28 protein-coding genes are annotated in these 23566 nt (G+C 52.3%); 22 read left to right on the plus strand and 6 right to left on the minus strand.

The annotated features are described in order from the left end of the window. Positions 1-1254: an HDOD domain-containing protein gene (locus A3193_RS02840; protein WP_083218258.1), complete on the minus strand. Its 1254-nt coding sequence runs from the start codon at positions 1252-1254 to the stop codon at positions 1-3. Between the two features lie 201 nt (positions 1255-1455). Between A3193_RS02840 and ispF the strand changes: the two genes are divergently transcribed. The 5 genes from ispF (at position 1456) to A3193_RS02865 (ending at position 5407) form a co-directional block, all read left to right on the plus strand. Continuing rightward, positions 1456-1938, plus strand: a complete 483-nt coding sequence (gene ispF / locus A3193_RS02845) for a 2-C-methyl-D-erythritol 2,4-cyclodiphosphate synthase (RefSeq protein ID WP_069004660.1) — start codon at positions 1456-1458, stop codon at positions 1936-1938. Further along, positions 1931-2992: a tRNA pseudouridine(13) synthase TruD gene (gene truD / locus A3193_RS02850; protein WP_235614884.1), complete on the plus strand. Its 1062-nt coding sequence runs from the start codon at positions 1931-1933 to the stop codon at positions 2990-2992. Before ispF ends, truD begins: the two co-directional genes overlap by 8 nt. 128 nt (positions 2993-3120) lie before the next feature. Continuing rightward, the gene (locus A3193_RS02855) at positions 3121-4164 is read left to right on the plus strand and encodes an Sfum_1244 family protein (RefSeq protein ID WP_069014031.1); all 1044 of its coding nucleotides are present in this window, start codon (positions 3121-3123) and stop codon (positions 4162-4164) included. 255 nt (positions 4165-4419) lie between these two features. Beyond that, entirely contained in the window at positions 4420-5013 is a 594-nt protein-coding gene (locus tag A3193_RS02860) for an ankyrin repeat domain-containing protein (protein ID WP_069004662.1), read from the plus strand. A 208-nt stretch (positions 5014-5221) separates the two neighbouring features. Further along, positions 5222-5407, plus strand: coding sequence for a hypothetical protein (locus A3193_RS02865; RefSeq protein ID WP_069004663.1), 186 nt, complete (start codon positions 5222-5224; stop codon positions 5405-5407). Between the two features lie 165 nt (positions 5408-5572). On the opposite strand, the gene A3193_RS02870 is transcribed toward A3193_RS02865, so the two are convergent. Next, positions 5573-5857 (minus strand): hypothetical protein, encoded by a 285-nt coding sequence (locus A3193_RS02870; protein ID WP_235614885.1) that lies wholly within the window; start codon positions 5855-5857, stop codon positions 5573-5575. Positions 5858-5998: 141 nt separating this feature from the next. On the opposite strand from A3193_RS02870, the gene A3193_RS02875 reads away from it, so the two are divergent. After that, on the plus strand, positions 5999-6373 hold the full coding sequence (locus A3193_RS02875) for a hypothetical protein (RefSeq protein WP_069004665.1): 375 nt from the start codon (positions 5999-6001) through the stop codon (positions 6371-6373). Between the two features lie 9 nt (positions 6374-6382). After that, the gene (locus tag A3193_RS02880) at positions 6383-7057 is read left to right on the plus strand and encodes a Fe2+-dependent dioxygenase (protein ID WP_069004666.1); all 675 of its coding nucleotides are present in this window, start codon (positions 6383-6385) and stop codon (positions 7055-7057) included. Positions 7058-7134: 77 nt separating this feature from the next. On the opposite strand, the gene A3193_RS02885 is transcribed toward A3193_RS02880, so the two are convergent. The 4 genes from A3193_RS02885 to A3193_RS02900 all read right to left on the minus strand — a co-directional run bounded on the left by A3193_RS02885 (position 7135) and on the right by A3193_RS02900 (position 9241). Continuing rightward, entirely contained in the window at positions 7135-7479 is a 345-nt protein-coding gene (locus A3193_RS02885) for a TusE/DsrC/DsvC family sulfur relay protein (RefSeq protein ID WP_069004667.1), read from the minus strand. A 153-nt stretch (positions 7480-7632) separates the two neighbouring features. After that, positions 7633-8292 (minus strand): type I-MYXAN CRISPR-associated protein Cas6/Cmx6, encoded by a 660-nt coding sequence (locus A3193_RS02890; protein ID WP_069004668.1) that lies wholly within the window; start codon positions 8290-8292, stop codon positions 7633-7635. Between the two features lie 13 nt (positions 8293-8305). Continuing rightward, positions 8306-9016 (minus strand): hypothetical protein, encoded by a 711-nt coding sequence (locus tag A3193_RS02895; RefSeq protein ID WP_069004669.1) that lies wholly within the window; start codon positions 9014-9016, stop codon positions 8306-8308. Positions 9017-9064: 48 nt separating this feature from the next. Beyond that, on the minus strand, positions 9065-9241 hold the full coding sequence (locus A3193_RS02900; RefSeq protein WP_069004670.1) for a sulfur relay protein DsrC: 177 nt from the start codon (positions 9239-9241) through the stop codon (positions 9065-9067). A gap of 453 nt (positions 9242-9694) precedes the next feature. On the opposite strand from A3193_RS02900, the gene dsrA reads away from it, so the two are divergent. The 15 genes from dsrA (at position 9695) to A3193_RS02975 (ending at position 23487) form a co-directional block, all read left to right on the plus strand. Beyond that, positions 9695-10936: a dissimilatory-type sulfite reductase subunit alpha gene (gene dsrA / locus A3193_RS02905; RefSeq protein ID WP_069004671.1), complete on the plus strand. Its 1242-nt coding sequence runs from the start codon at positions 9695-9697 to the stop codon at positions 10934-10936. A gap of 101 nt (positions 10937-11037) precedes the next feature. Further along, positions 11038-12108: a dissimilatory-type sulfite reductase subunit beta gene (gene dsrB, locus A3193_RS02910; protein ID WP_069004672.1), complete on the plus strand. Its 1071-nt coding sequence runs from the start codon at positions 11038-11040 to the stop codon at positions 12106-12108. Positions 12109-12152: 44 nt separating this feature from the next. Continuing rightward, entirely contained in the window at positions 12153-12545 is a 393-nt protein-coding gene (gene tusD, locus A3193_RS02915; RefSeq protein WP_069004673.1) for a sulfurtransferase complex subunit TusD, read from the plus strand. Positions 12546-12561: 16 nt separating this feature from the next. After that, positions 12562-12972, plus strand: a complete 411-nt coding sequence (gene tusC / locus A3193_RS02920; protein ID WP_069004674.1) for a sulfurtransferase complex subunit TusC — start codon at positions 12562-12564, stop codon at positions 12970-12972. A 15-nt stretch (positions 12973-12987) separates the two neighbouring features. Continuing rightward, positions 12988-13293 (plus strand): sulfurtransferase complex subunit TusB, encoded by a 306-nt coding sequence (tusB, locus tag A3193_RS02925; RefSeq protein WP_069004675.1) that lies wholly within the window; start codon positions 12988-12990, stop codon positions 13291-13293. A 43-nt stretch (positions 13294-13336) separates the two neighbouring features. After that, positions 13337-13669: a TusE/DsrC/DsvC family sulfur relay protein gene (locus A3193_RS02930; RefSeq protein WP_069004676.1), complete on the plus strand. Its 333-nt coding sequence runs from the start codon at positions 13337-13339 to the stop codon at positions 13667-13669. Between the two features lie 78 nt (positions 13670-13747). Continuing rightward, positions 13748-14470 carry a respiratory nitrate reductase subunit gamma gene (locus A3193_RS02935; protein WP_069014036.1) on the plus strand — a complete coding sequence of 241 codons (723 nt, stop codon included), beginning with the start codon at positions 13748-13750 and terminating at the stop codon, positions 14468-14470. A 28-nt stretch (positions 14471-14498) separates the two neighbouring features. Further along, the gene (dsrK, locus tag A3193_RS02940) at positions 14499-16037 is read left to right on the plus strand and encodes a sulfate reduction electron transfer complex DsrMKJOP subunit DsrK (RefSeq protein ID WP_069004678.1); all 1539 of its coding nucleotides are present in this window, start codon (positions 14499-14501) and stop codon (positions 16035-16037) included. 78 nt (positions 16038-16115) lie between these two features. Further along, complete coding sequence (locus tag A3193_RS02945) at positions 16116-18062, plus strand: NAD(P)-binding protein (RefSeq protein ID WP_069014039.1); 1947 nt, start codon at positions 16116-16118, stop codon at positions 18060-18062. An 8-nt stretch (positions 18063-18070) separates the two neighbouring features. Beyond that, positions 18071-18547 carry a sulfur reduction protein DsrJ gene (locus A3193_RS20680; protein WP_201258745.1) on the plus strand — a complete coding sequence of 159 codons (477 nt, stop codon included), beginning with the start codon at positions 18071-18073 and terminating at the stop codon, positions 18545-18547. 2 nt (positions 18548-18549) lie between these two features. Beyond that, positions 18550-19302 (plus strand): sulfate reduction electron transfer complex DsrMKJOP subunit DsrO, encoded by a 753-nt coding sequence (dsrO, locus tag A3193_RS02955; RefSeq protein WP_068988097.1) that lies wholly within the window; start codon positions 18550-18552, stop codon positions 19300-19302. 23 nt (positions 19303-19325) lie between these two features. Continuing rightward, a complete protein-coding gene (gene nrfD / locus A3193_RS02960; protein ID WP_069004680.1) occupies positions 19326-20513 on the plus strand; it encodes an NrfD/PsrC family molybdoenzyme membrane anchor subunit in 1188 nt (395 codons plus the stop codon). 120 nt (positions 20514-20633) lie between these two features. Continuing rightward, complete coding sequence (locus A3193_RS02965) at positions 20634-22019, plus strand: cobyrinic acid a,c-diamide synthase CobB (RefSeq protein ID WP_069014041.1); 1386 nt, start codon at positions 20634-20636, stop codon at positions 22017-22019. Between the two features lie 20 nt (positions 22020-22039). After that, complete coding sequence (locus A3193_RS02970; RefSeq protein ID WP_069004682.1) at positions 22040-22360, plus strand: HesB/IscA family protein; 321 nt, start codon at positions 22040-22042, stop codon at positions 22358-22360. 26 nt (positions 22361-22386) lie between these two features. Next, positions 22387-23487: a sulfur reduction protein DsrS gene (locus A3193_RS02975; protein ID WP_069014042.1), complete on the plus strand. Its 1101-nt coding sequence runs from the start codon at positions 22387-22389 to the stop codon at positions 23485-23487. The last annotated feature ends 79 nt before the right edge of the window (positions 23488-23566 follow it).

The raw sequence follows: 23566 nt of genomic DNA on the forward strand, positions 1-23566 counted from the left end.
TTACAGCGCAAGCAGATCACGCAGTTCACGGATCTGTTCCCGGGCATTTTCAATGATGCCGATCGAATGTCTGGGGGTAAGTTTGCCCAGCGCCAGTTTATGAAACGCGGGTACCAGGTCGAGACGGGGTAGTCTGGCCATCGCCGGAGTACCGACAAAGGCGTGCAGTTGGGCGATCACCACCAGATCCACATAGTCCGGTTCGTGACTGATATCCTCCATCCAGTCCTCTGCATGCAGTGCGGACTGAACAAAGTAGTCCGGAAACTCCCATTTCCGCAATACCATCGCGCCGACTTCGCCTTTCAGATTGTTCAGCACCCGGTCAAGCAGTTCGGGGTTTTCGGCAAGTTCTGGTTTGCTGCGCGCGGCGCCGATGATGGCCAGCGCACCGATGTCGTGGAGTAGCCCGCAGAGCAGGGCCTGGTCTGTGGCGAGTCCCGGGGTGACATTGGCCAGTTCATGACAGATCGGTGCCACATAGCTGACATGTTTCCAGAGTCTCAGCATCCGTTGCTGAAGTATCTTTGAACGGCTTTGAAACAGTTTCCCCAAGGCAAAACTGATCACCAGGTTATGGGTCACCGAGCGTCCCAGCCGGGTGACCGCATCGGGTAGGTTGTCGATCGGTTGCTTACCCCGGTAGGCAGCACTGTTGACCACACTGATCACCCGGGCAGCCACTGTGGGGTCCGCCTGAACTACATGGGCGATATCTTCGCTATCGGAGTTGCTGTCATTGATCACCTTGGCGATGCGCATGGTGATATCCGGCATACTGGGCAGTTCCAGGGAGTTGTTCTGCACCGCTTCATGGAACTCCCAATAGAGTTCATCTTCCGGCCCTTCACTGTCCTGCAACTCGATGGTGTTGTTCGAGCGTTGATTGACCACCGGCGGCAGCCGTTTGATCGCATCGTAGAGCTCTCGTGGAATACTCAACAGGTCAACTGCGGTCAGACTGTCTATGGAGACTTCACTGGGGGTTTTTTCCGCCAGTGCAACCAGGCTGCAGGGTTGATCCGCTTTACAGACGATCTGTTTGCCGTCATTGAAACTGACCCGGACTTCCCCGGCCATCAGGTAGAAGATCTGCTCGTTCGCCTCGCCGGCTACAGCGATGCGGGTATCCGCGTTGCAATGTTCAATATGAGTTTCAGATAGAACATAGTTCTGCACCCGTTTCGGCAGGTGTCTCAGTATCTCGATCTTCTTGACCCTGTTTTGAGTCACTGCGGTTACACGTTGAATCATCTACTGGTTGCTCGATCTATTTAAATTTAATCCCTGGCGGTTGGCATGAGGCAGAATCGAAATATACCCGATAGGCTGGCAATCCTGCCTGCTCCTGGCGGAGATCTTCAATCGCCAGGTTAAATGTTGCTACAAAGCGTACAATGCTGTTTATTTATCGACCCGATCGGATAACTCTTAAGCAGCCAGGGTGAAAAAATTATGCGTATAGGACAGGGTTATGATGCTCACCGTTTCGAGTCCGGCTCCCCGTTGGTGCTCGGTGGGGTCGAGGTGCCACACGATCAGGGCCTGAAGGCCCATTCCGATGGGGATGTGCTGATTCATGCGCTTTGTGATGCTCTACTTGGTGCGGCTTGCCTGGGTGACATCGGGCGGCACTTTCCCGATAACGACCCAGCCTATGCAGGCATTGACAGCCGGGAACTGCTTCGTCAGGTCATGCAGCAACTGCAGGAGCTGGGCCTCAAGCTTGCCAATGCGGATATGACCATCGTTGCTCAGAAACCCAAGCTGTCACCCTATATCGATGAGATGAGGTCCCTGTTGGCCGGGGATCTGCAAACCAATCTCGATCGGGTCAACATCAAGGCCACCACCACCGAGGGTATGGGTTTTACCGGTCGGGGGGAGGGCATTGCCGCACTGGCCAGCGTACTGCTGGTGGAAAAAACCAGTGAGTGATCAATCCTGGATAACCCTGGCGCAGATGCCCTACGCTCATGGCAGTCCCGTTGGCGGTGGTGTGATCAGATCCTGCGCTGATGATTTTCAGGTGGATGAAGAGCTCGGTTTCCTGCCGGATGATGAGGGGGAGCACCTGCTGGTTCAGATCAGAAAAAGAGAGACCAATACCCAGTGGCTTGCGGGCCAGCTGGCGCGTCTGGCCGGGATCGACAGAAAGGATGTGGGTTTCGCCGGTTTGAAAGACCGTCATGCGGTGACCACTCAGTGGTTCTCACTGGGGATGGCGGGTAAGCCTGAGCCTGACTGGCATGCCCTGGACGACGATCTGATCGAAGTGCTGGCAGTCCATCGGCACAAAAAGAAGCTGCGCCGAGGTAACCTGTGGGGTAACCGTTTCGTACTCAGAATCCGGCAACTCAGTGGTGCTCAGGAGGCCATTGAAGCGCGTCTCCTGCAGTTGCAGGGAGCTGGAATGCCCAACTATTTCGGAGAGCAGCGTTTTGGCCATGATTACAGTAACCTGGATCAGGCGAATCGCCTGTTCTCGCCATCCAGGCCGCGACTCAATCGATCGTTACGCGGGCTGATTATTTCAGCAGCCAGATCGCAGCTGTTTAACCAGGTTCTGGCTACCCGAATCGAACAGGGAAACTGGAACAGTCCGATACCAGGTGACTATTTTCAACTGGATGGCAGTCGGGGCTGTTTTGCAGACCATGAAGAGGAGCCCGATCGGCTGGTCAGCCGCTGTGCATCACTGGATATACATCCGACCGGTCCGCTCTGGGGGCGTGGCCGGAGTCTGGTCAAACAGGCGGCAGAGAGTCTGGAAGGGCAGGTGCTGGCCCCCTTTGAGCTGTGGCGAAATGGCCTGGAACATGTAGGATTACAACAGGAGCGGAGGCCGATGAGAGTCGCTCTGAACGGCTTGGAGTGGCAGTTTCTTGAGGAGGGGGATCTGGAGCTGAGGTTCTTTCTGCCAGCCGGTTGTTATGCCACAGCCATGTTGCGTGAACTGCTTGTCTACGAACTTCCTGCAGTCCAGGAGTAACTACAGATTTAGTTTGAATAACAAATAGTTGCAGTCATTCATTAAGTCTGTATTACCCTGAATACTCGGGGGTGGTAAAAGAGGTTCTAAAATATAGGATTGTTAACAGGCCCTAAGAAGGTGATTCGATGAAAGGTACACTCAGGCAACTCTGTTGCACGGTACAACGTAATTGCCATATCTCTGATGCCCGTCATGGCACCGATTATGGTCTCTGTACCTACCTTTTAAAGATGCGGGAGTACTACCGCTGGGAGAACGGACTCGACTACGAGGCCTCTCTGACCAATGAATCCGTCGGCGATTGGCTTACAGCGCGGGAAGCGCTCTGGGAGTCCCTGGTGGATGACAACTTCGACTCCCTGCCGATCGATGGCCAGGTCTACGATCCTTTCGATGTGGAAGCCATCAACCAATCACTTGAACCCCTGGGGCTGGTCTACAGCGCGGGCTATGGTGCGAAAAACAAACCGCTCTTTTTTCTTGGGCACCTGGAACGTCGTGAGGAACCGGAGGGTATCTCGGTCTGGGTTGCCGGACGTGAGCTCGCCAGAGATTTATCCGCTCCAGCGGCGATGAATCAGGGGGGACGCATCTATATCAGACGGGAGTCCTTTCGCCGGCTGCTGTGGGAGAAGTTTGAGAATTGGCGATGGCAGCGGGCCGATAATGCCCTGGGGCGGGCCTTCTCTCACTACGATTTTGAAAGTCAGCTTCAAAGCTCCCTTGATCTGATGGTGGAAAAAGAGCTGGCGGCCGTGTTGCTGCATGAGAAGGGAGAGTATCAGGCGGGACGGATACTGGGGGATCAGTGGAATGAGATGGTTCTGGAGCTCGGTCATTCCGTTGCCGAGCTGATGGTTCGTGCAGTCAGGGATCATTGGGCCGATTGTCAGGTGACACTGCCTCAATTGCTGGAAGATGAGGATGTGGCCTCTCTGCATTTCTATATCGGCGGGTTGACCGGGATGCGTAAATCCCTCTTCCCGGCGTTGATCTCAGCCTATGAAGGCTGGTATCAGGATAGAGACTGGCAACGTTTCTATCAGCTGGTATCCGAGGGACAGGCCCACTGGTCTGGATTGGCGACCCGACTGCTCGACTGTTACCGGAGTCGACCAGTCGATACCCGCTCTGCGATCAAACAGATGGTGGAAGAGAGTATTTTCTGAAATAAGCAATAGCCACTTCAGCTGTGCAGAATCTGTTGTGCGTTGAGCTGGGCCGCCCTGTTTTATGAAACTTGTGAATCAGGTCATGCTGATTGAGGTGTTAATTTCCCAAGTCAATCCGAATTTCATTGTATATGTCTTTACTACCTGGACAGCATCGATTTCAGATCGTTTTGTATTGGTTATTGATCACAGTGAGGTAGATGCAATCCAAGGTTGATTAAAGAGAGCAGGATAGTGCTAAAAGGGAGCAGCATGAGTCAGGTCAATCCAAAATTACTGATCGCTTTGGCAGTAGTCATACTGTTTGCGGTTTATCTGAAAGTTTCCAATCCACATCGAAAATTCAGCACTCAGAAGTACTGGGCCGACGCAACGCTTCACTCCGTTGCCGAGGTGCCCGATGAGGCCCTGGAACCAGGCAATAAAAATGGTGGTGTGCTGATGTGGGCGGCAATGGCTGTGGAGGATCCGCAGATCATCGAGGCGTTGGTGGCGCGCGGTGCGGAGGTCAATGAGGCCGATACGATTTTCAAAGGTACTCCATTGACCGGTGCGGCGGGTTACAGCTCGAATCCGGCGGTGATCGATAAACTGATCGATCTGGGTGCGGATATCAATCAGCTGGTGAACAATGGTGAGGATGCTCTGATGATCGCTGCTCAGTATAACCATCATGGGCCTGTTGTTGAGCGCTTGATCCATCATGGCGCCGATACCGAGAGGAAAAACAGTCGTGGCATGCGTGCTGAGGATCTGGCGATAAAGAACAACAATCAACCGGCCATCAAGGTTTTTCAGGCCCGTTCCGACAAAGCGGGACAGGCTGGCCAACGGTATGGTTTGTAGGTGGTCAAATTACAGTGATCATCTAAAAAGTCTTTATTTCCAGGGGGTACTCTGCCTGGTTGGTCTATACTTCTAAGCTGTGAATTCAGATAGTGTCATTGGTTGAATTTCTGCCTCTGTCGCTTGCAAAAAGCAGCTGATGGTTTTCCTGTGACAGGTCTTAAATTCCAGTCAATCGACATTGAGAACAACGACAGGGAGTACCACAATGCAATTCATGGATGCCAAGGCGATGTTCTTTTCTCAAAACTGGGAAGATGCTGCCCGCTCCTCTCTGAAAAAACACAGGTTTCGGACGCATACCAAACTTGAACTTGAGGCATTTGAAAGCAAATTCGGCAAAGGGGCAGGCTTGTTAAAGCGTTCACTTTTACTTATCAGAGGCAGTCGCTGATCAAATCCGGCAGTCCGCAGGAGAGACCGAACCGGTTTGACAGATTTTACACTTCAATAGCATGGGGTTTTGTAACCGAGTTTATGTCGATTGGTGCTGTCAATCTGGTGTGAGACTGAATCGATGGCCAATCGAGAGATTGATCCTGATCGCAAGATTGATGGATTACTGGAATGAGGTCTCTTCCGGCTCACCGGTGTTATCGATGACCACCTGCCTGACACCCTGCATACGGGAGACGATATAAGCCCCCATCATCAATGCCAACTGTTCATTGTCGGTCTCCAGGGCGGTGAGCAGTTTTCCTGCAACCAATTGGCAGCGCTGGGTATTGTCCGGGTTTTTTACCCACTTCTGGCCAATTTGCCAGCCCTTGTCCATATCCTGATCCATTTTTTCGAAAGACTCATTCATGGCGTCAATATAGCCATCAGGTATTTCAAGGTTCATTGACCAGTCATCGATAATAAGATTTAGTTGCATGGTACAGATCGACGGTTTACAAAATACTAAGATCCAAAACAGAGAGCCTCGGCGTTCAATTCGTCCGGGGGCATTATAATCGGGTCTCCGAAAGGTAAAATCAAGCGTATGGAAGATCAGGAATTACTCGCCGTGGTTGAATTGGGTGGTTACCCGAATTTCATACCGCTCTATCAACGTCTGAACTTCAAGGTGGAGATGGTCAACTCGGTGCGCAAGGCCCAATCCTGGCTTAAGAAGCATCGTCCTCAGGTGGTTGTTGCAGAGTTCTATTCCGATCCGCAGTTCAGGGATCGTATGAGTAATCTGGAATCCCTGTTGGCAACCCTGCAACGTTACGATATCGAAGCCGGGGTTGTTGTGCTGATTGACGCGAAATATCTGCAGCGTCTGGAAGAGGTCAAATCCCGTTATGCCGTACATGGGGTGTTGACATTTCCGGTCGACGAACAAGCGATGCAAACGGCCCTGGAATCAATATAGGAGTTTCTGATGTTGTTGGAAATTGAAGGTCTACTCGACTCAGCGCTGTTACAGAAAATCGATCAGATACTTGCCGATGCGGAGTTTGTCGATGGCAAGCTGACGGCCGGCATGGCCGCACAGAAAGTCAAAAACAACCAGGAGCTGAAAGGATCGCCAAAACAGATGGAGTTGTTGATCCGGATTCTGACCAGTGCCATGGGGCAGAATGGGACCTTTCGTTCAGCGGTTCTACCTTACCGGATGGCCGATCCGATCTTCGCCCGATACCACTCGGGGATGACCTATGGGGATCATGTGGATGACCCCATCATGGGGTTGAGTGGTCAGCGATTTCGCAGTGATATCTCAATGACCATTTTCCTTCGGGAACCGGATAGCTATGAGGGGGGAGAGCTGGTGATTCGTACCACCTTCGGCGAAAAGAAGGTCAAGCTGGCAGCGGGCAGTGCGGTGATCTATCCCTCGTCGAGTCTGCATCATGTTGCCGAGGTGACCCGGGGTGAAAGGTTGGTGGCACTGGCCTGGATACAGAGTTATGTGCGCGATCCGGCGCGGCGAGAGCTGCTTTTCGAACTTGATCAGGCGCGGGAGGATCTCTTGATGAATCGTCCTGAAGAGTCGACTACCGGGTTGGTGGATAAGTCCTATGCCAATCTGCTGCGGATGTGGAGTGATGTTTGACCACTCAAGGGGAGTGGGTTTGCGGGGGTAAGGGAGATCCTTACCCCCATTAAGCTTCAGTCGCTTAGCTGATCGACTTAATAGCCACCTTTACGCTTGGTTTCAGGCAGGCCGGCAATCTTACTTGCCTGCTTCGCCGGACCTTTGGGGAAGTGGATATAGAGTGCTTTCGCATCCACCTTGCCCTCATCGGTCCAGACACCTTTGAAGTGCTTGACCATATTACGTTCGTTAGGCTGATTGCCACTATTGTTAATATACTCATCGCGCAGAAAGTTGATGATTTCCCATGCCTTTTCAGACAGGTTTACACCTTCCTGCTCAGCAATGGCCTTGGCCACATCTTCACTCCAGTCGGTCAGATTGACCAGATAACCGTTCGCATCAGCTTCGATTGTATTACCGTTTACTTCATATGACATTGATCTCTCCTAACTAAATCACGAGATACTCTATCCCGTTAAATCAAATTTTGCTCTTGGAATTCTCTGTTCCGGTCAGTGCCTGGATCCTCTCCCAGGATCGTGGTGTCTCGAGAGAAACCTGGCCAACCGGTGAATTTGCAGCCTGTAATATTAAACAGTCTTGTGTGGATTAAACAAGCCAAAGCCGCGAGTACGCAGTGGGCCAAGTCCCTCCTCCTGCAGTGTGACGGCATCGTCCAGGGGTAGGCCCGCAACCATCAGGCTTTTTGTCATCAGTGTGCCATCCGGCGTATCAAACTGTTCGCCTTTACCACAAAGCACCTTTTTAAACCTCAACTTAAGCGCTTTAAGTTGTTCGACGGAGTGCTGCAGAAACTCATCTTCAGACTGATCCTCAACAGCGATCAGATGGCGGCAATAGAGGGTGGTCGTCATAGCGAGCAGACGGGTATGGCTTTTTCCGATTTCCAGACTGTGGCCATCGATATCCAGGGTCTGACCGGTAAGCGCCCCTGCTTCCTCAACTCGACGGTTGGGTAGGCGCAGTATCAGCGGTGTTCGTCTCGACAGATAGAGTAACTGGTCACTGCCCGAGGGGCGCTCCCAGCCGTTACCCGAATCCGCCCCGTAGATCAGATGCAGGCCGGCATTGGGTTCATCGGCAAACCAGGGCAGCGCCTGCTGGATCGCCTGCGACAGAGCCCAGGCGTGGTCGATGGGTAGGGTGGGGCACTTGATTTTGAACAGCAGATCCAGCACGTTGTCCGGGACTACAAACCGTTCCTCGTCTTCCTCTTCCTGCCAGAACATATTCAACTCCAGATCAGGCTTCTGCGGGGATTTTGCGGCGCAGCGCTTCCCGGTCGTACCACCACTCCCCGTCAATGATCACATCGAGTACCGTTGCCAGGCGGGGCAGGAATTTGGCGGGATCGTCCAGTTCCATGCGTTCCACCCAGAAATCGAAAATCTCCTGCTCTTCCACCTGGCTATGACGTCTGGCAACCTGGCCCATCAGCTGGTTGGTGAAAAACCTGAGGTCTTCCTGGGTCTGCCCCTCGGCACGCAGATCGACGATATAGCAGGCGGTTGCCGCTGCCACTGCAGCACCATCCGAGTTGTCCGGTGTTTCATCGATCAGATGCTGCAGCATGGCGACACTCAGCTCAGGATCGATGGGAAAGGTGACCCCCAGCCAGATACCGTGAGCCAGCGCTTTGGCGCCATCTTCCTTCTCCGCCTGATAGAGCACATCACAGGCCTCCACCGCAGCCAGCCAGTGTTCTGACGCAAGCGCCCGGTCAAACACGCTCTTGGCAATCTGCCAGGCTTCATCGTTGCGGTCCAGATCGAGCAGGATATAGCAGCTCTCAATCTCCAGTGAGAGGCGTTGCTCAGAGGCGCTGTCTCTATCCAGCTCCTCCAGCTGTTGACGGATCTCCTGCAGCTTTACCTCGAGAAGCTTGCTTGATTTGACAGCATCTTCAGCGCTTTCGCTGTCTCCGAGAAAGGTTTCTGATTCCAAATACTTCACAGATTTCTACCCTGAATAATATTTTACTTTGCCTATGCTTACCCGATACTAGGTAAATGCCGCTTCAAGACGGTCTTCCCAATTCTCCGGGGTATCCGCAAAGGGTGGTTTGACGTCGATACGGAAGAATACCTCCGTTTTCGAACGCTCTTTGACAACACTCAACAGTTGCTCAAAATTCTCAACCTCTGGATGTTGCATCATGATCTCGCTCAGGTACAGCATGTTTTTTTACTCATTTAAATACTTAGTAAAATGCTCGGATATTACTATTGAACAATATGCTTAAGTTGGGTTCAAGTCCTATCTGCAGTTATTGCGTGTAAATCTCACCCCTAAAGAAAAAATGGGATATTCACTTAATTGAGTTATTTGGGAATAGTTTATAACTCGCTGTGATTGCAGTAGTTATACTGCTAATGGTGTTTAAAAAATGGCTGTTGAACAGTGATTATCTATCCCATTTGGGATAGATGTTTCTATCCCTGTCTCTCCCATCAGAAGGATATAGGTCTGCATTAGGAAACTCTAAACTTGCTGCCGAGTAGAAGCAGGCCCAGCCTGTGAGGTTAAGATTGCGGGTCGGTGGCCGGATTCTACAACTTGGTTTTCAGCCAAGAAAAATAGAATGTGTAAAATGCTGACGACCTCGATAAACGACCATTGGGAGAAACAGTGATGGCAAAACAGATGCATGATACCCCCATGCTTGATCAGCTGGAGAGTGGCCCATGGCCCTCATTCGTTACCGGCCTCAAGCGCCTCGCCAAAGACAACGATATGATGGTTGACCTGCTAGGTCAGCTGGAGACTTCTTACGAAACCCGCAAAGGCTACTGGAAAGGTGGTACTGTGGGCGTTATCGGCTACGGCGGTGGTATCATTCCCCGTTTTACCGAATTGAAAGGTGATGACGGCGTGGCTCTGTTCCCTGCCGCTGCAGAATTCCACACCCTGCGTGTCATGCCACCTCCAGGCATGCACTATGACACCGACACCATTCGCAAGTTCTGCGATATCTGGGAAAAGTACGGTTCCGGCTTGATTGCTTTCCATGGTCAGTCTGGCGACATCATGTTCCAGGGTTGTACCACTGACAACGTTCAGCCTGCATTCGATGAGATCAACGAAATGGGTTTTGATCTCGGTGGTGCCGGTCCTGCGGTACGTACCGGTATGTCCTGCGTTGGTGCGGCACGTTGCGAAAACTCCTGCTTCGACGAGGGTCGTACCATGCGCATGCTGGTCAACAACGCCCTTGACGATATGCACCGTCCGGCGCTGCCCTACAAGTTCAAATACAAAGTCTCCGGTTGCCCGAATGACTGCATGAACTCAGTACAGCGCGCTGATCTGGCTACCATCGGTACCTGGCGCGATGACATGAAAGTCGATCAGGACGAAGTGAAAAGCTTCGTCGCTGAGAAAGGTCGCAAATATGTCATCGACAATGTGATCACCCGTTGCCCAACCCAGGCACTGTCATTGAATGATGACGACACCCTGGCGGTGGACAATCCCTCCTGTGTCCGTTGCATGCACTGCATCAACGTGATGAACAAAGCGCTCTCTCCCGGCGACGACAAAGGCGTTACCCTGCTGTGTGGCGGTAAGCGTACTCTGAAGATCGGCGACCTGATGGGTACTGTTATCGTGCCTTTCATGAAGCTTGAGTCTGATGAAGACTTTGAAACCCTGGAGGAGCTGGCTACCGAGATCCTCGACTTCTTCGCGGAGAATGCGCTGGAGCACGAGCGTACCGGTGAGATGATCGAGCGTATCGGCCTGGTCAACTTCCTCGAAGGCGTCGGCCTGGAGATCGATCCAAACATGATCGAGCGTCCGCGTATGAATCCTTATGTCCGCATGGATGGTTGGGATGAAGAAGCGAGCAAGTGGGCTGAACGCAAAGCGCAATAATTCAGTTTTCTGCTGATTGACAGCAGGTTGAAAGGGGGGCATCGGGTTCGCCCGAATGCCCCTTAAAACGAATCAATTACCCTATTTTTTTGGAGGTAGGTATGTCGGAACCTCGTATGCCGATCGAGAGTGGCGTCCCAGAGATGGAGCCCTACTTGCACCCCGTCCTGAAGAAAAACTATGGCGAATGGGCCTGGCATGAGCGCCTGCGTCCTGGTGTCCTGCGTCACGTTGCCAAAAGTGGTGACAGCATCTGGACAGTGCGTGCCGGTACTCAGCGTCAGATGGACGTCTACACAATTCGCAAGTTGATGGATATAGCTGATGAATTTGCTGAAGGCTACGTCCGCTTCACCATCCGCTCCAACATCGAGTACATGGTCGGTGATGAATCCAAGGTTCAGCCACTGATCGACAAGTTGAACGAGGAAGGTTTCCCGATCGGTGGTACCGGTCCTTCGGTCTCCATGATCTCTCACACCCAGGGTTGGTTGCACTGCGACATCCCGGGTACCGACGCATCCGGTGCTGTAAAAGCGCTGATGGATGACCTCTACGACGAGTTCGTAAAGGAAGAGATGCCCAACCGTGTACGTATCACCACCTCTTGCTGCCAGATCAACTGTGGTGGCCAGGGCGATATCGCGATCAACATCCAGCACACCAAGCCGCCTAAGATTGACCACAGCCAGGTGGCCAATGTTTGTGAGCGTCCTTCGGTTGTTGCCCGTTGTCCGGTTGCTGCTATCCGTCCTGCGATGGTTAACGGTAAGCCTTCTCTGGAAGTCGACGAAAAGAAATGTATCTGCTGCGGTGCCTGCTTTCCGCCATGTCCGCCGATGCAGATCAACGATCCGGAGCACTCCAAGTTCGCGATCTGGGTGGGTGGTAAGAACTCCAATGCCCGTTCCAAGCCGACCTTCCATAAACTGGTAGCTGCCGGCGTACCGAACAACCCTCCGCGTTGGCCTGAAGTTTCCACCGTCGTCAAGCAGATCCTCAGCGCTTATAAAGAAGACGCCAAGGATTGGGAGCGCATCGGTGAGTGGGCTGATCGTATCGGTTGGCCAAAATTCTTCGAAAAGACCGGTCTGCCTTTCACCAAGTATCACATCGATAACTGGCGCGGTGGTCGTAGCAACCTGAATGCCTCTGCTCACATCCGTTTCTAACAGCGGCTGCAGTTATATAGGCGAATAACAGGAAGGTCATACTGATGAAATTTGCGATTCAGGTAAATGAAGGTCCGTACCAACATCAGGCAACGGACTCAGCATACCAGTTCACCAAGGCTGCTCTGGAAGCCGGTCACGAAGTGATGCGTGTCTTCTTCTATCACGACGGTGTGAACAACGGTACCAAACTCACAACCCCACCACAGGACGATCGAAATATCGTCAACCGGTGGACTGAGCTGGCGAAAAAATACGACCTCGACATGGTTGTCTGCGTGGCAGCAGCCCAGCGTCGTGGCATCGTTGACGAAGGTGAGATGCAGCGTAACGGAAAGGACGCTGAAAACATCGCTGACAACTTTCGCATCTCCGGTCTCGGTCAACTGGTCGAAGCGGGCATCCAGTCTGAGCGACTGATGGTTTTCGGTGATTAAAGCATAGAGGTTGATCATGTCTGAGCAGATAAAAAAATTCATGTACATCAACCGCCGTGCACCCTATGGCACCATCTATGCCTGGGAGTCGCTGGAAGTTGTGTTGATTGGTGCAGCGTTTGACCAGGATGTAAGTTTGGCTTTCCTGGATGACGGTGTGTTTCAGTTGGTTAAGGGGCAGGACACCGCCGAGGTGGATATGAAGAATTTCTCCCCCACATACCAGGCACTGGGTGACTACGATGTGACCAAGCTTTTCGTCGAGAAAGAGTCGCTGGAAGAGCGTGGTCTGACACTTGATGATCTGATGCCGCTCACCTATGAAGACGAAGACGATGATTGGGCTGAGAAGGATTCAATCAAAGTTGTGAGTCGTGCTGAACTGGCTGACATCATGGAAGAACAAGATGTCATGTTTAGCTTCTAATCCGGAGTATTGAATATGAGCACGCTACACACAGTCAATAAATCACCTTTCGAGAAGTCTTCTATGGATAGCTGCCTGGCCTATGCCAAACAGGGCAGTGCTGTGCTGATGTATGAAGATGGTATCTATGGTGCGATCAAGGGCACAGCGATTGCTGACAAGATTGCTGCGGCAAGCGGTGTCAGCTTCTATGTACTGGGCCCCGACCTGAAAGCGCGCGGTGTCGCTGAAGATAAGGTCGTTGATGGTATCGAAATCGTGGACTATCCCAAGTTTGTCGCCCTCGCTAGTGAGAACGACAAAGTACAGGCTTGGGTCTGATTAGTTTACTGAACAACTCTGTAACGTAATTTGGAGAGAAAATATGGCTATCGAAGCAAATGGTAAGACCTTCGAAACTGATGAAGAGGGTTACCTGACCAACCTGGGCGAATGGGAGCCTGCTGTTGCTGAAGTTATGGCGAAAGAGGATGACCTCGAACTGACCAGTGAGCATTGGGAGATCATCAACTTCCTGCGTGAGTACTATGAAGAGTACCAGATTGCTCCAGCCGTGCGCGTTCTGACCAAGGCTGTTGGTAAGAAACTGGGTAAGGAGAAAGGCAACTCTAAGTATCTGTATGCCCTTTTCCCATATGGTCCTGGTAAGCAGGCTTGCCGTTTCGCCGGTCTGCCTAAGCCTACTGGCTGTATCTAAGAGACCCATACACTTGGCGGGTGAATGCTGACATTCACCCGCCGGTGAATCAGACCAACACTTGAGGAACGCAGGAACATGTCATCTGTCTACGCGTTGCTGTTTATCGTAGCGACCATCGTTCTGGTAATTGGCTTGACGAGAAAAATCGTCCAGTATGCCAAGACACCTGCACCACTAAAGATTCCCACGACTCCGGCGCCTGTGACACAGACCGGGGTTGTTTTCAGACTGTTTCGCGAAGTTGTGCTGTTTGAGAGTCTGTTCAAGAGCACCAAGTGGACCTGGATCTTTTCCTGGTTGTTCCACATGGGGCTTTTCCTGGTCCTACTGAGACATGTGCGCTACTTCATCGATCCTGTATGGCTGCCTATCCAGTTGATACAGCCCTTCGGTAAGTATGCTGCCTTTGCCATGGTCGCAGGTCTGGCCGGTCTGCTGGTTCGACGCATTTTCGTTGACCGTGTTCGCTATATCTCTGCGCCATCCGACTACCTTTGGCTGCTGATTCTGCTGACGATCGGTATGAGCGGCGCCATGATGACCTTTGTCATCCACACCGATGTGGTGGCAGTGAAGCAATTTTTTACCGGATTCTGGACCTTAAGCGGTGGTGAGCTGCCGATGGATCCGATCCTGTTGATACATTTGACTCTGGTTGCTGTGCTGATGATCTTGCTGCCATTCAGCAAGCTGCTGCATATCCCCGGGGTCTTCTTCAGCCCAACCCGTAATCAAGTGGACAATCCGCGCGAGCGTCGTCACTTGGTCGAGTGGGCCAGAAAGTTTGAAGAGTCTTAAGTCCACGCTTGGCCGATGAGGATTACTAATGGCTGGAGCTGAATTCGAAACACCGGAACTGAGTGAACACATCGAAGTTCCTGAATTGGTCGAAGGTACCATGGAGCATATCACTTGCTTTGTGGCTAAACCTGAACATCAGACAGATTTGGGATTTCCCGGTGAGAAAGTAGAGAACTGGAAAGAGGTCGCTATCGACAAGATGGGCGATCTGCTGAGCCGCTATCGCTCATTCCAGGTTTTCATGGATGCCTGTGTGAAATGTGGTTCCTGCACGGATAAATGCCACTATTTTCTCGGTACCCAGGATCCAAAGAATATGCCTGTGGGTCGTCAGGACCTGTTGCGTAAAGTCTATCGTCGCTACTTCACCTTCGCTGGAAAGTACTTTCCGAAACTGGTCGGCGCTGTCGATTTGAGCGAAGAGATCATTGACGATTGGTACAGCTATTTTCACCAGTGTTCACAATGCCGACGCTGCTCTGTGTTCTGCCCTTATGGCATCGATACCGCAGAGATCTCCATGGCTGCCAGAGAGATTCTCGATTCCATCGGTGTCGGTCAGAAGTACTGTAACGAGATCATCGGTAAGGTACACAAGATCGGTAACAACCTGGGTCTGCCAGGGCCTGCTATCCTCGACACCCTTGAAGGTCTGGAGGAAGATGTTTACGAAGAGGATGAAGTTGCCGTTAAATATCCGCTTGATGTGAAAGGCGCCGACATTCTTCTTGTTACCCCTTCAGCTGACTTCTTTGCCGAGCCCCATGTGGATGGCTTGATCGGTTATGGAAAGGTCTTCCATGAAGCCGGTGTCAGCTGGACATTGAGTACCAAAGCCTCGGAAGCCGGTAACTTCGGCATGTTCATCGGCAGCTATGAAAATATGCGCCGGGTATCGCTGAGAATCCGTGAAGCGGCTTTGGAGCTTGGTGTTAAACGCATCGTCTTTGGTGAGTGTGGTCACGCCTGGCGTATCGCCTACAGTTTCCTCAACACCCTGGCGGGTCCCTTCGATTTCCTCGATCCGGACTATCCGGTACCACAGCATATCTGTGAGTTCACGCTGAATGAGATCGAAAAGGGTACCCTGGAGTTCGACAAGTCGGAAAATGATGACATGTCGATCACCTTCCATGATTCATGCAACGTGGCCCGTGCCTCCCGTATGGGTGACACACCGGGCGGCCAGTTTGAGATTCCACGTAAAGTCATCAAGGCAGTCGTCAACAACTACCACGACATGGAGTGGGACACCATCCATGAGCGCACCTTCTGCTGCGGCGGTGGTGGTGGTCTGCTGACCGATGATTTGATGGAAGTGCGCGTCAAAGGGGCGAAGCCTCGGATGAGCGCCTTCAAGAATGTCATGGAAGAGAAAGGTGTTACCCATTTGGCTGCGATCTGCGCCATCTGCAAGAGTCAGTTCACCAAGGTATTACCTTACTACGGTATGGATATGTTCCAGATCGTCAGTGTTCACCAATTGGTCAGCAATGCCATTGTGTTGAACAGAAAAACGCCGCCCGAGGAAGCCCCGGGATATGGCGAAGATGATGATGAATAGAGATACGACTAACTAGCGCAACATGATTCCTACCCTGTGTAGGGCACGACCAAGATAAGTTCTATAAGGAGACTGAATATGGCAACTCCTAGCGAAGAGATGAAAAAAGACGTTACTTGGCGTCGTTTTGAAGACGGCGACAATGAGTGGGATGATTGGGGTGATAAGATCTTCCAGGAAGATACATCCTACAAGTGCCCTACCTATATCAACCGTACACCTCCCTGTCAGGGTGGCTGTCCGTCTGGTCACGACATCCGTGGCTGGCTGGCAATCGTACGTGAGCAGGAAAAACCTTCCGAAGGTATGGAGTGGGAACAGTATGCGTTTGAGCGTGCTGTCGAGGCCAACCCTTTTCCCTCTATGATGGGCCGTGTCTGCCCGGCACCCTGTCAGGATGGCTGTAACCGTAACGAGGTTGAAGACTTTGTCGGCATCAACTCGGTTGAGCAGTACATCGGTGATACCGCCATCGAGAAAGGTTTCAAATTCACCCCTGGCGCCGATACCGGTAAAAAAGTCGCGGTAATCGGTGGTGGTCCGGCTGGTATGGCTGCTGCCTTCCAGCTGCGTAAAATGGGTCACGGGGTTACCGTATTTGAAAAGGATCCGGAGCTTGGCGGTATGATGCGTTACGGCATCCCCAACTATCGTATTCCACGCGATAAGCTGCAGGCTGAGATTCAGCGTATTCTGGATATGGGCGTTGAAACCCGCGCAGGCGTCAAAGTCGGTTCCGATGTTCCGGTTGCCGAACTCGAAAAAGAGTACGATGCCATTCTTTGGGCTCTGGGTTGCCAGAATGGTCGCGATCTGCCGGTTGACGGCTGGGTCGGTACACCAAACTGTGTCTCCGGTGTCGCTTTCCTCAAGGCCTTCAACGAGGGTCGCATGAAGGTCACTGCGAAGAACGTGGTCTGTATCGGTGGTGGTGATACCTCGATCGACGTGATTTCTGTCGCCCGCCGTCTTGGTACCAATGCCGCGGCTGGTAATCCTGAAGATGTGGTTCTCGATATCGCAATGAATCAGGATGATGCACTTGCTGAAGGTGCTGAGCCTGCAGCTGCAACCCTGACCTCTCTGTTCACCAAGGACAAGATGTTTGCTGCACAGCACGAAATTCACGATGCACTGCATGAAGGCTGTGAGATTCTGGATGGTGTGATGCCTTTGGAAGTGATTCTCGGTGCTGATGGTCGTGCAACCGGACTGAAGGTTTGTGATTGTACAATGGACGGTATGACCCCGGTTCCAACTGAAGGTACCGAACGTGTACTGGAAGCTGATCTGATCGTCTCCGCGATTGGTCAGAGTGCCGATATGGATGGTCTGGAGGATATGGCCAATGACCGCAACCTGATCGATGCGGACAAGTTCTATCAGGTACCCGGTAAAGAGGGTCACTTCGTCGCTGGTGATATCGTTCGTCCTCATCTGCTGACCACCGCGATTGGTCAGGCATCCATTGCCTGTGAAAGCATCGATGCCTATATGACTAAGAAAGCGATGGCCAAGCGTCCCAAGGTAGATGTACACCACTTCGACCTGCTGGAGAAGCTGAAAGAGGCCGATATGGCGCCCGAAGCCTTCGATAAGAATGAAGGTGATCTGCGTGGTACCAACTCTGCGAAATTTGCTGTCCACAACTATGAAGATCGTTCCCGTCAGGAGGTTATTCCTGCCAACGATCTGTTCCTCGGCCACTTCGAATTCACACCGCGTCTGCTGCGTTCAGAAGATGTTCCTACTGCGGATGAAGTATTACACCACTTCAAAGAGCGTATGAATGGTCTTAACCAGGAACAGGTGCAGGAAGAGGCCAAACGATGCATGAGCTGCGGCATGTGTTTCGAGTGTGACAACTGCGTGGTTTTCTGTCCTCAGGATGCGGTATTCCGTGTCAAGCGCAATGAGACCACCACAGGACGTTATGTGGACACAGACTACAACAAGTGTATCGGTTGTCATGTTTGTACCGATGTCTGCCCAACTGGTTATATCCAAATGGGGTTAGGTGAATAGGAGCTGAGATGCGTAGTTCTCTCATCAGCAACAGGTCTCTCTTGATCCTGCTGGCGGCGCTGTTGGCGCCTGCCATGCAGGTGTTCGCTGAGAGTCGCTTTGTGACCGAAAATTCGAAAGCCGCTTCGCTCAAGAGTTGCGTGGCACCAACGGATCAGATGCGCAGGAATCATATGGACTACCTGCAGCATGGCAGAGATGACACCGTACTAGATGGTATCCGTGGCATCGATTACAGTCTGTCGGAATGCATCGACTGTCATGCTTCAAAGAACCCACAAGGTCAAGCGGTATCTGTAACCGATGAGGGTCAATTTTGTCAGGCTTGTCACGAGTATGTTGCGGTGAGTCCTGCCTGTTTTCAGTGCCACAGAACAACGCCCGACACACAGGCCGGAGCTGCCAAATTAGGACATCATAGTGGTGACTCCGATCCGCATGAAGGCCTTGATATTCAACTGCCAGCCGGGATTCAGAGAGACTGAAGATGAGTAATAAGTGTGACCAGCCGAATATGGATCGCCGCAAGATGATTGGCGGTGCCATTGCTGCAACCGGTGCCATGACCATCGCACCCGGCGTTATTCTGCATGCTGCTTCTGTCAGTGATGAGGCTTCTTCCGGAGCTGATGCTAAGCATCGTTGGGGCATGCTGATCGACAGTAACAAATGTGCTGACGGCTGTAGTGCCTGCGTCGACGCCTGTAATACAGAGCATGGCCTGAAAGGCCATGGCAGACCGGCAACCGACGCTGTCTGGATTCGTCCGGTAAAACTGAAAGACAAGCAGACCGGCCGTGAAAACCGCCTGGTCATGATGTGTCAGCATTGTGAACATCCACCCTGTGTCGATGTCTGTCCGACCAACGCCTCATTCAAACGTGTCGACGGCATAGTGCTGGTGGATCGCCACCGCTGCATCGGTTGCCGTTACTGCATGATGGCCTGTCCGTATAAAGCCCGGTCATTCATCCATGAAGCTCTGACTGAACAGTCGGTCAATGCGCCACGTGGTAAAGGTTGCGTTGAGTCCTGCACGCTCTGTGTGCATCGTGTCGATGATGGGGTCATGCAGACGGCCTGCCAGGAAGCCTGTGCCGAAGAGGGCCATGCCGCCATTCTATTCGGTGACTTGAATGATCCGAACAGCGAGATCAGCAAGACACTTAAATCCACCAACTCAGTACAGATCCGGGCCGACCTCGAGTTGAATACCGGCGTGCGTTATCTCAACCTGTAATCTGAGGGGAGCTAGGATTCAAAATGAGTAAGATGTATTACCGCGAACTCTATTGTGGCACGCCGGCAAGATACTGGTCCGGGCTGGCCCTGTTGGGCGTGATCATCGCGATTGGCCTGGGTGCCGCCTACTACATGGAGCACAATGGCCACTGGGTTACCGGCATGTCGAACCAGATTGTCTGGGGACTGCCTCATGTATTCGCCATATTTCTGATTGTCGCCGCTTCCGGGGCACTGAATGTGGCTTCCATCGGCTCAGTCTTCGGTGGACCGCTGTATAAACCACTGGGTCGTTACTCCGGCTTGCTGGCTATCGGTCTGTTGGCTGGCGGCCTGATGGTACTGGTACTCGATCTGGGACGTCCCGACCGACTGATCGTTGCCATGACCGAGTATAACTTCAAATCGATATTCGCCTGGAACGTCATTCTCTATACCGGTTTCTTTGCGATTGTCGGTATCTATCTGTGGACCATGATCGATCGTAGCGTAAATAAATACAATCGCACCGTCGGTTTTGCCGCCTTCTTCTGGCGTATTGCCCTGACCACCGGTACCGGTTCCATCTTCGGTTTTCTGGTCGCCCGGGAAGCCTACGATGCAGCGATCATGGCTCCGATGTTCGTTATCATGTCGTTCAGCTATGGTTTGGCATTCTTTATCATTACCCTGATCGCCGCCTATATCTGGGGTGACCGTGAACTGGGTGACTTCCGTCTGACCAAATTGAAAAACCTGTTGGGGGTTTTCGTTGGTGCGGTGTTCTACTTCACCCTGGCGTACAATCTGACCAATCTCTACATTACCCAGCATCATGGTATCGAGCGTTTCATTCTGCTCGATGGTGGTGTCTATACCCAGATGTTCTGGATCGGTCAGATCTTCATCGGCAGTATCATTCCGCTGTTTCTGATCTACTCCCCGGCATTCGAAAAGTCCCGCTGGGCGATTGCTGCGGCATCTGTTGCCGTGCTGATCGGTGGTTTCTTCCAGATCTATGTGATTGTGATCGGTGGACAGGCCTATCCGATGAATCTGTTCCCGGGTAAAGAGGTTGTGGAGAGCGGTTTCTACGATGGACAGGTGATGAGTTATGTGCCTACCCTGCCTGAAGCAGCACTCGGTGTTGCAGGTATTGCTGTTGCACTGACCATGGTTGCGGTTGGCGCCAGGGTATTCAAGGTCTTTCCGGAGACTCTGGAAGATTAATCGATCTTTCGTCCTCGACAATCGAGCAGGCACTAAGATCCATCACCGCTTTGCGGTGGTGGATTTTTTGTTTACAGCGTAGGATGTAGTCAGCTTATTTGAGAAACACCCCCATCAGCCGTGCCTTCAATCTACATATCAGCCGCCCATAAATCGTCCGGTAAGACCACACTCTCGATTGGACTTGTGCGTGCACTGGTGGACAGAGGGGTGCGGGTCCAACCCTTCAAAAAGGGGCCGGACTATATCGATCCCCTGTGGCTGAGCGCGGCGGCAGGCAGAGCGTGCTATAACCTGGATTTCTACACTCAGAGTCGGGAGGAGATTACCGAGCGCTATATCAATCAGCAGCAGGATTGCGATCTGGGGCTGATTGAGGGAAACAAGGGATTATATGACGGTGTTGATGTGGCTGGTTCCAACAGTAACGCAGCGATGGCTGTTCATCTCGGGACTCCGGTTGTATTGGTCATCAACTGCCGGGGGATGACCCGGGGGATTGCCCCGCTGTTGCTTGGCTATCAGGCATTCGATCGGGATATACGGATCGCCGGGGTGATTCTCAATCAGGTGGGCGGCAGTCGCCACCAGTCAAAACTGATTCAGGTGGTGGAGCACTACACGGATATTCCGGTATTGGGTGCAGTCCAGGCGGATCCGGAATTGCAGATCGTCGAACGCCACCTGGGCCTGATTCCGAGCAATGAGGAACTGAGCTCGGACAAGCTCATCAACAAGCTGGCGGAAACGGCCAAAACCAATGTGGATCTTGATCGTTTTCTCGAAATCGCCGATGGTGCTGAGCCGATTGGCCACGCATCCACAAAAACTTCATTGAATTCAGATCGGCCATATCAGGGGCTTAAAATCGGTCTGGCCAGGGATGAGGCATTTGGCTTCTACTACCCGGATGACCTGGACAGATTCCGGGAACTGGGTGCGGAGCTGATTGAATTCAACACCCTGAAAGACAGGGAACTACCTGATGTGGATGGTATTTTTCTTGGTGGTGGCTTTCCGGAAACGACCATGGAACAGATCGAGAGCAATCCGGGTATGCAACAGGCCATTGTCGGTTTCATCGAGCGGGGTGGGCCGGTATATGCTGAATGTGGCGGCTTAATCTATTTGACCCGGAGTCTGTCCTGGCAAGGGAAAAAATGTAGAATGGCAGGGGTGATACCGGCCGATACGGTGATGCATGATAAGCCCCAGGGAAGAGGCTATGTGCGACTGAGTGAAACCGGCAGGAGCCCATGGCCTAACCTCGGAGTGGGGCTACAGGAGATCTATGCCCATGAGTTTCACTACTCATCTCTGATTGGATTGAAGGCGCAACAGGATGACTACGCCTACCGGGTGGAGCGGGGCTTTGGTATCGATGGTAAAAATGATGGTTACGTCTATAAAAATCTGCTGGCAAGTTATACCCACAGACGCAGCGTAGGCGGTAACAACTGGGTGGCGCGTTTTCTGGCGCTGGTGGCGTCAGTGAAAAACGTTTGAGAGCAAAAAACGGGTGAGCGATGTTTAAAATTACACCTCGAGCAGCTGAGCAGATTGTACAGGCCGCGAAAATGGGCGGTACGGAAGGTATGGCGTTACGTTTCGCTGCTCAGCAGAAGGACGACGGCAGCTTTGATTATCTGATGGGGTTCGATGACGCCAGCGAAGAGGATATTCAGTTCGACTCGGAAGGGATCAGTATCATTATGACGCCTGAGTACTATTCATTGCTGGATGAGACCACGATGGATTATACCGAGCTGGATGATGGTGAGAGCCAGTTTATCTTTATCAACCCCAAGGACAGCAACTACTCACCACCTAAAGAGCCTGTACAGTAGGTCATACCCCGCTGTCATCTGCTGATATGGATCTTTCAAGTGAAGATGCGCTACGTCTGAATGTTTTGTTGGCGAATAAGCCACAGGCAATCCGCATTGATGAATCATCCATGATCCTGCATGCCTTGACGGAAAAAGGTGAAAGCTCCCTCTCACTGAATCCCAACTGCCGGGAAGATCTCTATATTCGCAAGGTGAGGGAAACCCTGTCGGGCCATGTTCTGGGTTCACCCGGGGGCTATCCGATCTATCTCAAACGTTGGAGCCGCATGGGGCAGACCCGGGACGACAACCTGGAACAGTTGCTGTTGCTCGGGGAGCCGGAAGCGGTGGTCGCCATCACCTCCGCCAAAGGCCTGACCAACGAGGTCGCCAGACGTGCCTGGTGGACCTCTCAGGAGCCGGATAATGCCAGAAGGATGTTGCAGAATCCTCAGGTTACTGCCGGGGAGATGGGACCCGAACTGGCCCATTTTCTGATTGAATACCTGCCTTTCGAGACAGAGCCTCTGAGTATCGTCGAGAGTCTTCGACTGGTGCTGCAGCCCGGATTGATCAGTGAGGATGAGCGACAGGATCTGTGGCGGCGCTGCGGTCGAAAGCCCACCTACTATCTGGGATTCCTTGCCAGCATTCCGGATGATCTGCCCCAGCTGCCAGCACCCAGGGAACTCGCTGAGGATGAGAGGTCAGCCTGGCAGAATCTGGCTGATCGTGGCAATACCTACGCACACCTGATGTTACGCATCAACAGCCCTCAGGGTCAGGGTTTTATAGGAACTGTCCTGAAGGTGATGGAGAAGCCGGCCAATCAGGATGTGGTGACCCTGCTGCTGGATGTTCTGCAGGACTATTTTTCAGCACTACGTCCGGATGGGGATCCGGATCTGACCCTGCAACAGTTACAGCAACAGGCCGACACTCTGGTTGATCAGCAACTGGATGCCTGTGTTACTGAAACAGAAGGCCGGGAGCAGGAGCTTCGCACGCTCTATCTTCTATCCGGCATGGGGTACGGTGTGGTACGTCCGGTGTTTTGCAAAACGGACGCAATCGGTAGTCTGATGCGAAAAAAACTCGCACCGGTATTCGACCCGTTAAAGCTGCAATTGCAACTATTCCTGTGAACAGAGCAGCCGTTTAAAAAATGGGTTCCAATGGCATGGCAGTCATATGAGGCCACTCACATCACATGCCATTCATACA

This window comes from Candidatus Thiodiazotropha endoloripes (genome assembly GCF_001708965.1).
GTDB classification, from domain to species: Bacteria; Pseudomonadota; Gammaproteobacteria; order Chromatiales; family Chromatiaceae; genus Thiodiazotropha; species Thiodiazotropha endoloripes.

Coding starts and splice junctions, on each gene's coding strand:
- A3193_RS02860 (WP_069004662.1), top strand. CDS start 4,420: ATGAGTCAGGTCAATCCAAAATTACTGATCGCTTTGGCAGTAGTCATA.
- A3193_RS02945 (WP_069014039.1), top strand. CDS start 16,116: ATGGCAACTCCTAGCGAAGAGATGAAAAAAGACGTTACTTGGCGTCGT.
- tusD (WP_069004673.1), top strand. CDS start 12,153: ATGAAATTTGCGATTCAGGTAAATGAAGGTCCGTACCAACATCAGGCA.
- A3193_RS02840 (WP_083218258.1), bottom strand. CDS start 1,254: ATGATTCAACGTGTAACCGCAGTGACTCAAAACAGGGTCAAGAAGATC.
- A3193_RS20680 (WP_201258745.1), top strand. CDS start 18,071: ATGCGTAGTTCTCTCATCAGCAACAGGTCTCTCTTGATCCTGCTGGCG.
- dsrA (WP_069004671.1), top strand. CDS start 9,695: ATGGCAAAACAGATGCATGATACCCCCATGCTTGATCAGCTGGAGAGT.
- tusB (WP_069004675.1), top strand. CDS start 12,988: ATGAGCACGCTACACACAGTCAATAAATCACCTTTCGAGAAGTCTTCT.
- A3193_RS02900 (WP_069004670.1), bottom strand. CDS start 9,241: ATGCTGTACCTGAGCGAGATCATGATGCAACATCCAGAGGTTGAGAAT.
- A3193_RS02870 (WP_235614885.1), bottom strand. CDS start 5,857: ATGAACCTTGAAATACCTGATGGCTATATTGACGCCATGAATGAGTCT.
- A3193_RS02865 (WP_069004663.1), top strand. CDS start 5,222: ATGCAATTCATGGATGCCAAGGCGATGTTCTTTTCTCAAAACTGGGAA.
- dsrK (WP_069004678.1), top strand. CDS start 14,499: ATGGCTGGAGCTGAATTCGAAACACCGGAACTGAGTGAACACATCGAA.
- A3193_RS02855 (WP_069014031.1), top strand. CDS start 3,121: ATGAAAGGTACACTCAGGCAACTCTGTTGCACGGTACAACGTAATTGC.
- dsrO (WP_068988097.1), top strand. CDS start 18,550: ATGAGTAATAAGTGTGACCAGCCGAATATGGATCGCCGCAAGATGATT.
- A3193_RS02880 (WP_069004666.1), top strand. CDS start 6,383: ATGTTGTTGGAAATTGAAGGTCTACTCGACTCAGCGCTGTTACAGAAA.
- A3193_RS02930 (WP_069004676.1), top strand. CDS start 13,337: ATGGCTATCGAAGCAAATGGTAAGACCTTCGAAACTGATGAAGAGGGT.
- nrfD (WP_069004680.1), top strand. CDS start 19,326: ATGAGTAAGATGTATTACCGCGAACTCTATTGTGGCACGCCGGCAAGA.
- A3193_RS02885 (WP_069004667.1), bottom strand. CDS start 7,479: ATGTCATATGAAGTAAACGGTAATACAATCGAAGCTGATGCGAACGGT.
- tusC (WP_069004674.1), top strand. CDS start 12,562: ATGTCTGAGCAGATAAAAAAATTCATGTACATCAACCGCCGTGCACCC.
- dsrB (WP_069004672.1), top strand. CDS start 11,038: ATGTCGGAACCTCGTATGCCGATCGAGAGTGGCGTCCCAGAGATGGAG.
- ispF (WP_069004660.1), top strand. CDS start 1,456: ATGCGTATAGGACAGGGTTATGATGCTCACCGTTTCGAGTCCGGCTCC.
- A3193_RS02935 (WP_069014036.1), top strand. CDS start 13,748: ATGTCATCTGTCTACGCGTTGCTGTTTATCGTAGCGACCATCGTTCTG.
- A3193_RS02875 (WP_069004665.1), top strand. CDS start 5,999: ATGGAAGATCAGGAATTACTCGCCGTGGTTGAATTGGGTGGTTACCCG.
- A3193_RS02970 (WP_069004682.1), top strand. CDS start 22,040: ATGTTTAAAATTACACCTCGAGCAGCTGAGCAGATTGTACAGGCCGCG.
- A3193_RS02890 (WP_069004668.1), bottom strand. CDS start 8,292: ATGTTCTGGCAGGAAGAGGAAGACGAGGAACGGTTTGTAGTCCCGGAC.
- A3193_RS02975 (WP_069014042.1), top strand. CDS start 22,387: ATGGATCTTTCAAGTGAAGATGCGCTACGTCTGAATGTTTTGTTGGCG.